This window comes from Hymenobacter artigasi (assembly GCF_012275535.1).
Classification (GTDB): Bacteria; Bacteroidota; Bacteroidia; order Cytophagales; family Hymenobacteraceae; genus Hymenobacter; species Hymenobacter artigasi.
Window position 1 is genome coordinate 156,042 of record NZ_JAAVTK010000001.1, and the last position, 14,109, is coordinate 170,150.

The 14,109-nt window shown below is 55.2% G+C and carries 12 protein-coding genes; 7 read left to right on the plus strand and 5 right to left on the minus strand.

All coding sequences use genetic code 11. From position 1 onward, the window contains the following. Positions 1-74: 74 nt before the first annotated feature. Positions 75-1,472, minus strand: a complete 1,398-nt coding sequence (gene glmM / locus HBN54_RS00625) for a phosphoglucosamine mutase (protein WP_168671216.1) — start codon at positions 1,470-1,472, stop codon at positions 75-77. Between the two features lie 75 nt (positions 1,473-1,547). Here glmM and mazG point away from each other — a divergent pair, with 75 nt between their 5' ends. From mazG to HBN54_RS00660, 7 genes are all read left to right on the plus strand, one after another. Next, positions 1,548-2,405, plus strand: coding sequence for a nucleoside triphosphate pyrophosphohydrolase (gene mazG, locus HBN54_RS00630; protein ID WP_168671217.1), 858 nt, complete (start codon positions 1,548-1,550; stop codon positions 2,403-2,405). Between the two features lie 287 nt (positions 2,406-2,692). After that, on the plus strand, positions 2,693-3,556 hold the full coding sequence (locus tag HBN54_RS00635) for a MotA/TolQ/ExbB proton channel family protein (protein ID WP_168671219.1): 864 nt from the start codon (positions 2,693-2,695) through the stop codon (positions 3,554-3,556). 88 nt (positions 3,557-3,644) lie between these two features. Further along, a complete protein-coding gene (locus HBN54_RS00640; protein ID WP_168671220.1) occupies positions 3,645-4,277 on the plus strand; it encodes an ExbD/TolR family protein in 633 nt (210 codons plus the stop codon). A gap of 55 nt (positions 4,278-4,332) precedes the next feature. Beyond that, positions 4,333-4,869, plus strand: a complete 537-nt coding sequence (locus tag HBN54_RS00645; RefSeq protein WP_168671221.1) for an ExbD/TolR family protein — start codon at positions 4,333-4,335, stop codon at positions 4,867-4,869. Next, on the plus strand, positions 4,866-5,693 hold the full coding sequence (locus HBN54_RS00650) for an energy transducer TonB (RefSeq protein ID WP_235955327.1): 828 nt from the start codon (positions 4,866-4,868) through the stop codon (positions 5,691-5,693). The genes HBN54_RS00645 and HBN54_RS00650 overlap by 4 nt, the downstream gene beginning before the upstream one ends. A 557-nt stretch (positions 5,694-6,250) precedes the next feature. Then, the gene (locus tag HBN54_RS00655; RefSeq protein WP_235955328.1) at positions 6,251-7,309 is read left to right on the plus strand and encodes a PstS family phosphate ABC transporter substrate-binding protein; all 1,059 of its coding nucleotides are present in this window, start codon (positions 6,251-6,253) and stop codon (positions 7,307-7,309) included. A gap of 54 nt (positions 7,310-7,363) precedes the next feature. Next, on the plus strand, positions 7,364-8,986 hold the full coding sequence (locus HBN54_RS00660; RefSeq protein ID WP_168671223.1) for a tetratricopeptide repeat protein: 1,623 nt from the start codon (positions 7,364-7,366) through the stop codon (positions 8,984-8,986). Positions 8,987-9,065: 79 nt separating this feature from the next. On the opposite strand, the gene HBN54_RS00665 is transcribed toward HBN54_RS00660, so the two are convergent. The 4 genes from HBN54_RS00665 to bamA all read right to left on the minus strand — a co-directional run bounded on the left by HBN54_RS00665 (position 9,066) and on the right by bamA (position 14,080). After that, positions 9,066-10,121, minus strand: a complete 1,056-nt coding sequence (locus HBN54_RS00665) for an RluA family pseudouridine synthase (RefSeq protein WP_168671224.1) — start codon at positions 10,119-10,121, stop codon at positions 9,066-9,068. A gap of 73 nt (positions 10,122-10,194) precedes the next feature. Beyond that, positions 10,195-10,833, minus strand: a complete 639-nt coding sequence (locus HBN54_RS00670) for an OmpH family outer membrane protein (protein ID WP_168671225.1) — start codon at positions 10,831-10,833, stop codon at positions 10,195-10,197. Positions 10,834-10,874: 41 nt separating this feature from the next. Beyond that, a complete protein-coding gene (locus HBN54_RS00675) occupies positions 10,875-11,552 on the minus strand; it encodes an OmpH family outer membrane protein (protein ID WP_168671226.1) in 678 nt (225 codons plus the stop codon). A gap of 38 nt (positions 11,553-11,590) precedes the next feature. Beyond that, positions 11,591-14,080 (minus strand): outer membrane protein assembly factor BamA, encoded by a 2,490-nt coding sequence (gene bamA / locus HBN54_RS00680; RefSeq protein ID WP_235955357.1) that lies wholly within the window; start codon positions 14,078-14,080, stop codon positions 11,591-11,593. Positions 14,081-14,109 lie beyond the last annotated feature (29 nt).

The window sequence follows — 14,109 nt, forward strand, 5'->3', positions numbered from 1 at the left end:
ACAAATACAAATTTGGGCTTTCGAATTGGAACTACCCCACAGCAGCCGCGCTAAATGCGCAACACCCCGATTAACTATGCCTTGGCGGCGATAATTTCCTTGATATCGCCAATGATTTTCTGGGCCAGATAATCAGCCGTGGAGTTCGAATCCGACTCGGCGTAGATGCGGATAATGGGCTCGGTGTTGGACTTGCGCAGGTGCACCCACTCCTTATCGAACTCAATCTTCACGCCGTCAATCGTATTCACGGGCTGCTTGGCGTAGCGCTGCTCCATCTTGGCCAGCACGTCATCGGTATTGATGTCCGCCGTCAGCTCAATCTTGTTTTTCGAGATGAAATAGCTCGGGTACGAGTTGCGCAGGCGGCTCACCGTAAGGCCGGTTTTGGCCAGGTGCGTCAGAAACAGGGCAATGCCCACCAGGGCGTCGCGGCCGTAGTGCAGCTCGGGGTAAATGATGCCCCCGTTGCCTTCGCCACCGATTACGGCATTGGTTTCCTTCATTTTCGTCACCACATTCACCTCGCCCACGGCAGCGGCCGAGTAGTTGCCGCCGGCCTTCTCGGTCACGTCGCGCAGGGCACGGGTGCTGCTCAGGTTGCTCACGGTGTTGCCGCCGCCCAAGCTTTGCAGCACGTAGTCGGCCACGGCTACCAGCGTGTATTCTTCGCCGAACATCTCGCCGTTTTCGCTCACCAGGGCTAGGCGGTCCACGTCGGGGTCCACCACGATGCCGAGGTCGAAGCCGCCTTTTTCCAGCACCTTGGCAATGTCGCGCAGGTGCTCGGGCAGTGGCTCGGGGTTGTGGGCAAAGTCGCCAGTGGGCTCACAGTGCAGCTTTTCGATGGTAGTCACGCCCAGCGCTTCCAGCAGCTGCGGCACTACAAAGCCCCCCGACGAGTTCACGGCATCCACCACCACCCGGAAGTTGCGGGCCTTAATGGCTTCCACGTCCACCAGTGGCAGCGCCAGAATAGCCTCAATGTGCTTTTCCAGGAAAGTAGTATCCGTAGTGTACTGGCCCAGCTTGGTCACGGGCGCAAAGTCAAAGTCCTCGTTCTCGGCCGAGGCCAGCACCTGCTGTCCATCGGCTTCCGAGATAAATTCGCCGGTCGCGTTCAGCAGCTTCAGTGCGTTCCACTGCTTAGGGTTGTGCGAAGCCGTGAGGATAATGCCGCCGGCCGCCTTCATGGCGGGCACCGCCATTTCCACAGTGGGCGTGGTGCTCAGGCCGAGGTCGCACACATCGAGGCCCAGGCCCTGCAGCGTGGCGGCCACCAGGCGGCTCACCATATCGCCCGAAATGCGGGCATCGCGGCCGATAATAATCAGCTTGCTATCAGTATTTTGGGTTTTAACCCAGGTACCGTACGCGGCGGCATACTTCACCACGTCGAGCGGCGTGAGGCCCTGGCCCACCGGCCCGCCAATAGTGCCACGGATACCGGAAATAGATTTGATTAAAGTCACGGAGGTAGTTAATTTGAAAGACCAAAATTAGGCATTAGCAACCGGTTGGCGGCACGGAGTTTTATCTTTGGAACAATGGAAAACCCTACAACTTGGCCTACTGTTCTGCTTACCAGTGCCCGCCGGCCCGCGCAGCTCGCAGCATTCGGCCGCCTGCTCGACGTGCTCGACCGCCTCCGCACCGAGTGTCCCTGGGATAAAAAACAAACCCTGCAAACCCTGCGGCACCTCACCATCGAGGAAACCTACGAAATCAGCGACGCCATTCTGCGCGACGACCTGCCCGACCTCAAAAAGGAACTGGGCGATGTCATGCTTCACCTGATTTTTTACGCCCGCATCGCCGCCGAAAAAGGGGCCTTCGACATTGCCGACGTGCTAAATGCCCAGTGCGAGAAGCTTATTTACCGCCACCCGCACATCTACGGCGATGTACAGGCCCACGACGAAGAGACGGTCAAGCGCAATTGGGAGCAGCTCAAGCTCAAAGAAAAAGGCAATACCAACGGAGTGCTCGGCGGGGTGCCTACCTCACTGCCCGCGCTGGTAAAGGCCATGCGTATTCAGGAAAAAGCCCGGGGCGCGGGCTTCGACTGGGAGCAACCCGAGCAGGTATGGGACAAAGTGCAGGAAGAATTAAACGAGTTTGGTGCCGAGTACAGCCACGGCAATCCCGACCGGATGGACGCCGAAAAAGCGGCCGATGAATTTGGCGATTTACTCTTTTCGCTGGTTAATTTTGCCCGCTTCGCCGGCATCAATCCCGAAGAAGCACTAGAGCGCACCAACCGTAAGTTTATCAGCCGCTTTCAGTATCTGGAAACGGCCGCTGCCGCCAATAATAAGCACCTCGCCGACCTCTCGCTGGCCCAGATGGATGTGTACTGGGAAGAAGCCAAACGACGCCCTGCTCAACCCAAAGGCACGGTTTAGCGTTGGGGAAGCTTCATCCAACTTTCATGGTAATTCTAATGAGCGCTGGCAACTTTTCTTTGGTCAGGCCGCGCTTTTTGGTTAGGTTTGCTCAACTAAGTGGGCTCGGCGGGTAATTTAGGCTTTGATAAGTGCTATTCCACTTCTCTCGAAACGGGATTATCGATTGTCTTTTTTGCTAGCGCCTGCACTCCTAACCAACTTTTTGCATTTTCTTTACCCACTCAATTCAACTACTTCACACAACAACCCCCAAACACTCCGGAACAATGGAACAGAAAAATGCCATGAATACGAGCCCCCGGCCCGCCGCAACGGCCGCCAAAGCCGAAGCCCAAAGCAGCGGTGGTGCCTCGCTGTTCTCCGTCCTGGTTATCATCCTTGCTTACGTTGTCAGCCTGCTCGTTTATAAGTTCGTGCTAGGCGACTCAAGCCACTTTCAAGGCGGCAACAATGAGAATAACCCCAACCCCGGCGACTACCTCGGGGTAGTTTTCAAGGGTGGTTTTGTAGTGCCGATTCTGATGTCGATGCTGCTCATGGTTATCACCTTCTCGATTGAGCGGATGCTGACTATCAGCAAGGCCAAAGGCTCCAAGAGCATCGAGAGCTTTGTGCGCACCGTGCGTCAGAAGCTGAACAGCAATGACATCAACGGCGCCCTCGCTGCCTGCGACCAGCAGAAAGGCTCGGTAGCCAACGTGGTAAAAGCCGGCCTGATGAAATACAACGAGATGGGCCGTGACCGCTCGATGGCCACTGACCAGCAAATCCTCGCTATCCAGAAGGAAATCGAAGAAAGCACCGCTTTGGAGCTGCCCATGCTGGAGAAAAACCTGGTTATCATCTCGACGCTGGCTTCTATTGCCACGCTGACGGGTCTGCTGGGCACGGTATTCGGTATGATTCGTGCCTTCGCCGCTCTGGCGCAGGCCGGTACTCCCGATGCAGTAGCTCTGGCAAACGGTATCTCGGAAGCCCTCATTAACACGGCACTGGGTATCGGTACTTCGGCCCTGGCCATCGTAGCCTACAACTACTTCACCAGCAAAATTGACGAGCTGACTTACAGCATCGACGAGGCCGGTTTCAGCATCATCCAAACCTTTGCCGCTCAACACGGCAATAAGCAGAACGCCCAAACGGTTTAATTCCGTTTGTTAGCAAACTGCTGATGCACTAAAACGCGGGGCGGTTCGTTCTCCGGAATGAATCGCCCCCTTTTACCCCCACCTCGCAATGCCCAAAGTAAAACCGCACCGTACCTCGCCGTCGCTCGATATGACGCCGATGGTGGACCTGGCTTTCTTGCTGGTGACATTCTTCATGCTCACCACCAAGTTTGCCCCCGAAGAGACTGTGGTGGTGGACACGCCCTCGTCGACTTCGGAGCTTAAATTGCCCGAGAACAACGTAATCACGCTCACCATCGACAACAAGAAGCGCGTCTTCTTTGGTGTCGATGCGCCGCAAACCAAGATTCAGGCCTTGCAGAAAGTAGGCGCCAAATATGGCGTTAACTTCACCGCAGCCCAGGCCAAGGAGTTCAGCAACCTGCCCAACTTTGGCCTGCCTATCAGCCAGTTAGGCTCTTACCTGAACATGGAAAAGGAAGACCGCAAGCAGGTAAATGCCCAGCAGCCCGGTGTTCCGCTCGACTCGCTCAACAACCAGTTGATTGACTGGGTACTGGCAGCTCGTACGGCTAACCAGGCCATTTTCCACAAGCCTACTTACATCGCTATCAAAGGCGACGGCAATGCTGACATACCTACGGTAGAACAGGTCATCAAAGTGTTGCAGGAGAGAGACATCAACCGCTTCAACCTCATCACGGACATGGAAAACAAGCCGGTAGCCGCCGCCAAATAACTTTGGTTGTTACTACTACTGCTTGATTCCTAATCCTTTCACTTAAGTAAATTCCATGGCAGAAATTCAAGGCAAAGCCGACTCCGGTGGAAAAGGTGGGAAGAAGCGGGCCAAGAAAATGTCGACCAAAATCGACATGACCCCAATGGTGGACTTGGCCTTCCTCCTGCTCACCTTCTTCATGCTGACCACCACCTTCGCCAAGCCCAACGTGATGCAGCTCACGATGCCGGTGAAGAAGACCGACGATGTTGAGGACACGAAAATCAAGGCCTCGCAGGCCATGACCATCATCCTTGGCAAAGACAACAAGGCGTATTACTACTTCGGTTTGAATACGCCCAACGATAAAACGGTACCCAAGCCCGAGCTGAAGGTGACGAACTTCTCCGCTTCCGGTATTCGGCAGGTTCTGCTGGACCGCCAGCGCCAGAAGCCGGACCCCATCATCCTCATCAAAGCAAGTGAAGACGCCAAGTATAAAAACATGGTGGATATTCTGGACGAGATGAACATCACGAACCAGAAAAAATACGCGCTGGTGAAGGTACCCAAAGACGACCTGGACCTTATTAAAGACTCAGCCCTATGATGGACAATGCGCAAATTGCGAAAGCCAGCTTAAACGATATCGTTTTTGAGGGCCGCAACAAGGCCTACGGCGCTTATGTGCTCCGACGCCTGTATCAGCGCCACGTAACCCGGGCGCTGATTATTGCTACGGCGCTGTTTGTCCTTCTGATTGCTTTCCCGCTCATCGCTCAGTATCTGAAAGAAAAGATGCCGAAGGAGCCTGCAAAGAATCTGAAGGAGAACGTGCTGATGGACGCTCCTCCCCTGGACGAAACCAAGCCCCCGCCCCCCCCGCCTCCCCCCGAGGCGCCGCCACCCCCTCCCCCCAAGCTCACCACCATCAAATTCACCCCTCCGGTGGTGAAGAAGGATGAGGAAGTGAAGAAGGAAGAGGTTCCGGACCAGGAGGAGTTGAAGGATAAGACGGTAGCCACCGTAACCGTAAAAGGCAACACGGATGCTCCTGACCTGTCCGAACTTTCGGGTACCGGCGACAAAGTGGTTGAAGAAGTAGTTGAGAACAAAGTCTACACCTACGTAGAGCAAATGCCTCAGCTGCCCGGTGGTGGTGGAAACGGTGCTATCGTAAACGCCATCCAGAAGGCGGTGAAATACCCCCCGCTGGCACTTCGAAACCAAGTTGAAGGTCGCATCTTCGTTAGCTTTACGGTGAACCCGCAGGGCGACGTTTCGGATGTGAAGGTGGTAAAAGGCCTGGGTTCGGGTCTTGACGAGGAGACGATTCGGGCGGTGAAAACCCTGCCTAAGTTTATCCCCGGTAAGCAGAACGGCCGTGCAGTAAGCGTTTCGTTTACGGTACCGATTACCTTCAAAATTCAATAGTTTCTTACTTCTGGTTTTTTCAGAAGTGGCGGAAACCCTGGATTGAGCTTCATGGCTCGGTCCAGGGTTTTTTATTACACACCACCTCAGGGCATGGAAAAAAACTACTTTCACAGGTACCATTAAGTAGCATTAGTCCGTTGTAGGCCGCTGACTTCAATTAGAAAGTATTCTGCCGACTGACAACCAAACTCATTTATGAGCACATGGCAATGCGAACTCAGCAAGTTGTCTGTTATGAAAAGCAGCTATTTTTTGGCTTTTTTGCAGGCTGGTATGGGAGCTCCAAGCTGATGCGCCGAACCTTTACCCGCTTTTTTCGGGTTTATAATATCTCCATTTCTGCATTTTCTTTTTTATGCTCAACTTACCTACTACTGAGGAGCGGCTTGGTAAGTCGCCCCAGCGGCTAGTGCGTTACTTTGTGCTCCTGATGGCCTCCGTTTACGTGGGCCTTGGGGTATGGCTGTGGTGGTCGGCCAACAGCCCTTCGGTTGGGGGAATCATTCAGCTTGGCCCAATAACCCGGCGGATTTTGGGTTCTGTATTCATTCTCTATGGGCTGGTCCGTTTTGGCCGGGGCTACCAGGCTCATTTTCGCAAAAAAACCATTTCTGACGATAATGATTAAACGTGCCCACTTTTTGACTGCCGGAGCTACGGTATTAGCCGGAGCACTTGCCATTGCCTCCTGCAATGGTCCAGGGTCGCCAGGAGCTCAGGACACCACCACCAGCGGCAATGTCGCGGTGAGCGTGGATGAAACATTTGCGCCCATTCTGCAGGCGCAGATAGATACGTTTTCCAAGCTTTATCCGAATGCTCATGTCAAGATGAGCTTTCAGCCAGAGGAAAAGGTGATGCTGGACCTTATCAACGATAAGGTGAAACTGGCGGTGGTTTCGCGGGAGCTGAACGCGGAAGAACAGGCTGATTTTGCCAAGCAAACCATTGTGCCACGCACCATCCGTATTGGCATCGATGGCCTGGCTATTGTCCTCAACCGCAGCAATCCGGATTCGTTGCTGACGGTGGCGCAATTGGCCGATATTTTCACGGGCAAAACCAGTAGCTGGAACCAGATTAGCGGCAAGAAGGGCCTGTCGGCCATCAATGTAGTATTCGATGCAAACCGGAGCAGCACGACGCGCTTCGTGCTCGATTCGGTGACGCATGGTACTCCGCTCACCAGCCGGGTATTTGCGGCGACTTCGAACCCGGCCCTGCTTGATTATGTTGCAACGCATCCCAGCGCCATTGGGGTGGTTGGGGTAAACTGGATTTCGGACCGGGACGACCCAACCGCCATGACGTTTGCCAACAAGGTAAGGGTGGCCAGCATTACCTCCCGCCCCAACCCAAAGCCGAACGACTACATTCAGCCCTACCAGGCCTACCTGGCTGAAAAGACGCCTGAGCAGCTCGCCCAGGACCCGGATTTGCAGAATTACCCGCTCCGGCGCAACCTTTACGTCATCAGCCGGGAAGCGCGCGCAGGATTAGGCACAGGGTTTGCATCTTTCGTGGCAGGCAAGAACGGACAGCTGATTTTTCAGAAGTCGGGATTACTACCGGCTCAGATGCAGGCCCGAATTATTACCACGCCTAAACTGTAATTACGCTTTTCGCGTAACAATTTTTCATTGCTTTTTCATCCTTTTTCTTCTCCTATGAGTTTCAAGCCCTGGAAACAGCCGCTGCTCGCTGCCGTTGCAATGGTAGCAGGTACTACGGCGGCCACCGCCCAAAACGTGCAAACCGCCCAACGCGATATTGAGTTGGGTCGGTACAACGAAGCCCGCGCCATTTTGCGGCCCGGCTCCACGCCCGAAACTGCTTTCGAGCTGGGCCGCCTTTATCAGATGCGTGACATGGCCGATTCGGCTGCTTACTTTTTCAACAAGGCAGCGGGCTCCACTCCTTTCGGTCAGGTAGCTGCCGGCCGTGCGCTGCTGGCTAAGGGCCAGATTGCTCAGGCTGAAACCCAGTTTGATGCCGCTGCGAAGGCGACCAAGAACAAAGATGCCAAGCTGCTCACCATGATAGCCCAGGCGTATGGCGAGGTTGACGGTAAGAACACCGGCAAAGCCCAGACGTACATGGATGCCGCTCAGGCCGCCTATAAAAAGGATGACCCGGCCCTGATGGTTGCTCGTGGTGATGTGTTCCTGCACTCTGACCAGGGTGGCGGCGAGGCCATGACCAGCTTCGACCGTGCCATTGCGGCCAACCCCAGCTTCGCCCAGGCTTACTACAAGAAAGGTGTGCTGAGCGTGCGCTCGCGCAACTTCAACGCGGCCCGTGAGAGCCTGAGCAAGGCCATAGAGCTTGACCCCAGCTACGCACCGGCCTACCGGGAGTTGGCCGATATGTACTACTACGCCGGTCAGTATGACCTGGCCTTGAGCACATTCAAGAAATACACCGACCTGGCGGAAAATTCGTCTTCGACGAATGCTCAGTACGCCTCGTTCCTGTATCTGACCAAGAAGTACCCAGAGGCGTTGACGGAGGTAAATAAGGTGCTGCAAAACGACCCGCAGAACCTTACCATGAACCGCCTGAAGCCTTATTTGCTGTATGAAACCGGTGATTTTGCAGGAGCTTCTACCGCCATCGACACATATATGTCGGTAGTTCCAGCCGATAAGATTATTTCCGAAGATTACATCTACAAGGCCAAAATCCTGAGCAAAACAGGTAAGGGACCCGAAGCGGTGGCACTCATTGGCCAGATTATCGCTAAGGACCCGTCTAAGGCCTGCGATTTTCAGAACGACCTGGCCAGCATTTATGCCAACCAGAAGAACTACAAAGGTGCTATAAGCGTGTATAAGTACAAGCTGAACAAATGCAGCGGCGACCTTACTGACCAGTTCCGTTTGGCTACGGCTTTCAGCAGCGACAAACAGTACGTTGAGGCTGACAGCGTGTACAACATCATCAACATCGCTAAGCCTACCTATGCTCCGGCCTACCTGTACCGGGCTTCGGTGAACGCGCAGCGCGACCCGGAAGGCAAGCAAGGCCTGGCCAAGCCGAACTACGAGAAGTACATCGAACTCTCGAAAGCAGCTGATGCCGAGCCAGCTAAATTCCGCGAAGGACTGGTGCAGGCCTATGGCTACCTCGGGGTATACTCCTTCCAGCAAGGTGATAAAACCGCAGCCAAGTCGTACTTCGAGCAAGTATTGGCTTTGGACCCTGAGAACAAGGGTGCCAAGAGCAACCTGGACATCATCACTGCCAAGCCCAAAGCTGTAGTGAGGAAGCCTGCGCCGAAGAAGAAGTAATTCCTATCTGGCACTAATGCAAAAAGGTCCCAACGCAATGCGTTGGGACCTTTTTCGTTTTTATAGGGTGGGCTCAGCTTCAGGTAGCGGCCCAGTTGCGCCATTTTTCCAGGACTGCCGCGAAATCCTCTGGCAGTTCGGCTTCGAACAGCAACTGCTCGCCGGAAGTTGGGTGCACAAAGCCGAGTGAGCGGGCATGCAGCGCTTGGCGCGGCATTAGTTGAAACGCGTTTTCGACAAATGCCCGGTACGTTCCATTGTTCTGGCCCACGCGAATACGGTCGCCCCCGTAGGTCGCATCGGAGAACAAGGGGTGGCCGAGGTACTGCATGTGGGCGCGAATCTGGTGAGTCCGGCCGGTTTCGAGCACGCAGCGGACCAGCGTTACCGGCCCGAAGTTCTCCAATACCTCATAATGCGTCACAGCAGGCTTGCCCTGCTCGCCGCCGGGATAAACGGCCTGCACCTTGCGGTCGCGCATGCTGCGGCCCAGGTGGCCGGTTATTGTGCCAGTGGGCCCGGGCGGGGTGCCCCACACCAATGCCAGGTAGCTGCGCTGAATGGTGTGGTGGAAAAACTGCAGCGACAGGTGCGTCATGGCAAACTCGGTTTTGCCGATAACCAGCAGACCCGACGTATCCTTGTCGATGCGGTGCACCAGACCGGGCCGGATTTCCCCGTTGCGGCCCGTGGGCAGGTTGGCCAGGTGATGTGCCAGGCCATTTACCAACGTGCCCTGCCAGTGGCCGTACGCGGGGTGCACCACTAAGCCGGCGGGCTTATTTACGATAAGCAGCTCGGCATCCTCATAGCGAATGTCGAGGGGCATCTCCTCCGGCACCACCCGGCCTTCACGCGGCGGCTCGGGTAGCGTGACGGTGATAACATCCTGCGGCTTGACCCGGTAATTGGGCTTCACGGCCACCCCGTTCACCTCCACAGCTAACGCCCGGATGGCGTCCTGCACCTTGTTGCGCGAAGTATTGCGCAGCCGGCTATGCAGGAACTTATCAATCCGCAGCATCTCCTGGCCACGGTCTACTACAATGCGGTGATGCTCGTAAAGCTCATCACCATGTTCCTCATCGGCCTCGCTGTCGAGCAGCTCATCCGCCTCAAATTCGTCGTCTATCATTTCCCAAAGTGGTAGTATATGAAAAAAGCCGGAGCAAATGCTCCGGCTTTTTTAGGCAGGCGGCGGTTGCCGCTTACTTCTTGGTTTTGGTCTTGGTCTTGTTCACACCGGGCGTAACCGGCGCGCTAACAGGCGAGGCCGGGCCCGACTTGATGGGAGCGCCTGCACCGGGCGTAATGCCCATTTTCTTCAATACGAGGTCCGAAATGTCGCCATCCTTGGGAGCGTGCAACAGCAGCGGGCTGCCGCCACCATCGGAGTTAAACACGTAGGTGAAACCGTTCTCGTCAGCAACGAGGTCGATGTTCTTCTGCAGTTTGTCCAAAGCGGGCTTCAGCAGCGTCTGCTGCTTCTGCTGGAGCGACTGCTCGGCAGTGCGCTGGAACTCCTGAATGGACTGCTGCAAACGCTGCAGCTCCTTCTCGGTATCCGCTTTCACTACGTCCGTCATGGTGCCGGATTTCTGCTGATAATCCTTCACTTTGGTTTCAAACTCGGTGCTTTTGCTTTTCAGCTGGGCACCAAGCTGGTCGTTGTAGGTTTTGAGCTCCGACTCAATCTGTTTGCTTTCGGTCATCTGGGATAACACGTACTGAACATCGGTGTAACCAATTTTCAGGGGGGCCTGGGCCTGCGCGGAAGTGGCAGCCAGGGTTCCGGCGGTCAGCAGAGCGGCGGCGAGCGTCAGACGAAAGATTTTCACGAGATTCATCAAAAAGAAAAAGGGTCAGAAAAATATTGGGGCAAAGGTAATTACTTCTTTTTGGTCGGCCGCGCTGGCTTGGTTTGTGGCTTGGTAGCCGGCGCAGCCTCGGGCGTGCCCGAGTCCGATTCAAAGTTAGGGTCAACCGGTGTTTTGGGTGGGGCCACCGTCTTCACCGTGCCTTTGGGGCCGGGCTGGTTGCGGTCTTCAGCACCCAGACCCAACTCTTCGAGTACAAATTCGGTGTAATCGTGCGCAGGATTGGTGTAGAGCATGGTCAGGTCGCCGGATTTATCAAAAACCACCGCCAGCGTTTTCTTCTTGGCGACCTTTTCGACGGCTTCGAATACCTTGTCCTGCACGGGTTTATTCAATTCCTGGCGCTTCTTGAATAGCTGCCCTTCGTAGCCAAACTGCTTGTTGCGGTAAGCTTTCAACTCCTGCTCCTTGAGCAGAATTTCGTCCTGCCGCTTTTTCTTCATGGCCTCCGTCAGCACAACTTCTTCGTTCTGATAGTTCCGATGCAGCTTATCAAGGTCTTTTTGCAGGGATTCAATCTCCTTCTGCCAGGTATCCGACAGCAGGTTCAGCTCCTGCTGGGCCTTGGCGTACTCCGGCATTTTGGCCATGATAAACTCCGAATCGACCCAGCCAAACTTTTGGGCCTGGGCTTCCGGTGCAACGACTAGCAACAACAAGGCCAATATCAGGCCGCCAAAGTTCTTCATACGGGAGGAAACGTGAAACTTTGCTCGCTAGTGCCTTACTAGCGAATTTGCTGGCCAATGATGAAGTGGAAGTGGTTGGGGTCCTGCTTGGTGCCGGCCGGAGTACCAATCGGCGGTATCACGGAGTCGAAGCCGTGGCCGAAGTCGAAGCCCAGCAGGCCAAACGCCGACATGAAGATACGGGCACCTACGCCAGCCGAGCGGTACAGCTTGTAGGGGTTGTAGTTCTGGTAGGAGTCGAAGGCATTGCCCGCTTCGGCAAAGCCCAGCACGTACACCGTAGCGGCCGGATTGAGGCTGACGGGGTAGCGCATTTCCAGCACATACTTGTTGAATGCGATGCCGCCGGCCTGGCCCGACTGCGCCGTCGGAATGGCGAAGGTCGCGTTGGGGTCGTCGTAGCCGCGCAGGCCCACGTAGTCGGTACCTACCAGGTAGTTGCCGCCGCCGTTGTAGCCCAGGCCCGCGCCACCCATTTTAAATCGCTCAAACGGCCCTACGTCGCGCTTGGAATTGTAGGTTCCCAGGTAGCCAAAGTGAGCACGAGTGTTCAGCACCAGCTTGCCCACAATCGGGGTAAACCACGAAGCATCAAACATCCATTTGTGGAATTCAATCCACTGGTTGTTGCTCGGATGGTCGGGATTCAGCAGCGAATAAGGCGGCGTCAGGTTCACGCTCAGGCTCAGCGATGAGCCCCGGCGCGTATAAGTGGGGTTGTCGATGCTGTTGCGGGCCAGCGTGGTATTCAGGGTAATGTTGTTGAACGTACCCGAAGCAGCCCCGGCTATCACCGCATAGTTCTGCGTCTGATACTGGCTGTACGACAGCGAGTTACTGAGCGTGAAGTAGTCATCTGGCACGCGCAGCTGGCGGCCCAGGCCCACAGTGGCACTGTTCACCTTGATGAACTGGTCTGAAGCCGCGTCCAACGCCGCACCAGTCCGCTGCACGCTGTGGTTCAGGCTGAACGAGAAGGAGTTCGGCCGGCGGCCACCCAGCCAGGGCTCGGTAAATGACAGGGAGTAAGCTTGGTACTGCAATCCATTGGCCTGCACGTTGAGCGACAGGCGCTGGCCATCGCCGGAAGGCACAGGCGTCCAGTTGCGCAGCGTACCGGCTTTGCGCAGCGAGAAGTTGTTGAAAACAAGGCCTACCGTACCAATAAAGCCGGCATAACCGCCCCAGCCCCCCGACAGCGTTACCTGGTCCGAAGGCTTTTCTACCACCGTGTAGTTGATATCAACCGTGCCATCGGCTTGGTTTGGGATGGGGTTGATTCCAATTTTTTCCGGGTCGAAATAGCCCAGGGTGGCAATTTCCCGCTGCGAGCGAATGAGCAGTTCCCGGTTAAATTTATCGCCGGGCAGCGTGCGCAACGTCCGGCGCAACACGTGGTCGCTCGTTTTGGTATTGCCCGAGATGTTGATGTCTTTGATGTGGGCCTGTACCCCTTCGTTCAAGCGCATTTCAATGTCAATCGAGTCGCCTTCAACCTTGGTTTCCACCGGGTCGATGGTGAAGAACAAGTAGCCATCGTTGAGATACAGCGAAGAAATGTCCTGCCCGGTCGGATTGTAGTTCAGGCGCTTATCCAGAATCTCCTTGCTGTAAGTACTACCAGACTTGATGCCCAGCACATTGGCCAAGGTCTTGTCGTCGTACAGGTAGTTGCCGTTCCAGGTAATGTGGCGGAAATAGTATTTAGGGCCCTCGTCTACGGTGATGCGCAAGGCCAGGCCTTTATCGTCGCGCATGAGCGTATCGCTCACAATGGTTGCGTCGCGGTAGCCCTCGGAATTATAGAATTCCAGCAGCTTCTTCTTGTCCTCCTCGTAATCGCTACGCTGGAATTTGCCGGGGGTCAGGAATTTATACGGTTTACGCTCTTTGGTCTTCTTGAGCTTGCCCTTCAGCTTACGGTCCGTAAAGGCTTTGTTGCCTTCAAAGGCAATTTCATGGATGCGCACTTTCGAGCCTTCATCCACGTCAATACGCAGGGCCACGCTATTCGACAAGCTCGAATCGGCAACCTGCACAATGCCCACCTTGGTATCGAGGTAGCCTTTATTTACGAAGAATTTGCGCACTTGCGTCCGCGCATTGTTCATCAGAGCATCCGTCACCACCTTGCCCCGAATCAGGGTAATTTTCTTGGTGAGGTCTTCAGTTTGCCCTTTTTTGATGCCCGTAAAAGTAAATTTCGACAAGCGCGGCCGCTCCTTCAGGTTATAGTCGAGGAAAATCTTGTTGCCCTCAAATCGAGCCACCGTAACGCTCACGTCGCCGAGGATGCCCTGGGCCCACAGCTTCCGGATGGATTTACCAATCTCCTCGCCCGGGATACTGATGGGGTCGCCCACGCGCAAACCAGTCAGGCCAATCAGGGTATTGGGGTCAAGGTAGCGGGCACCGCTAATGGTAATGCCCCCTAGCTCATATTTCTTGGGCTCGTCGAGTCCGGCGGCTCCCTGCTGCTGCGCCTGTACGTGTATTGGCTGCGCTATCAAGCCGGCCAATACCACCATCAAAAGCGCACACTTAATAAAAAAATTAC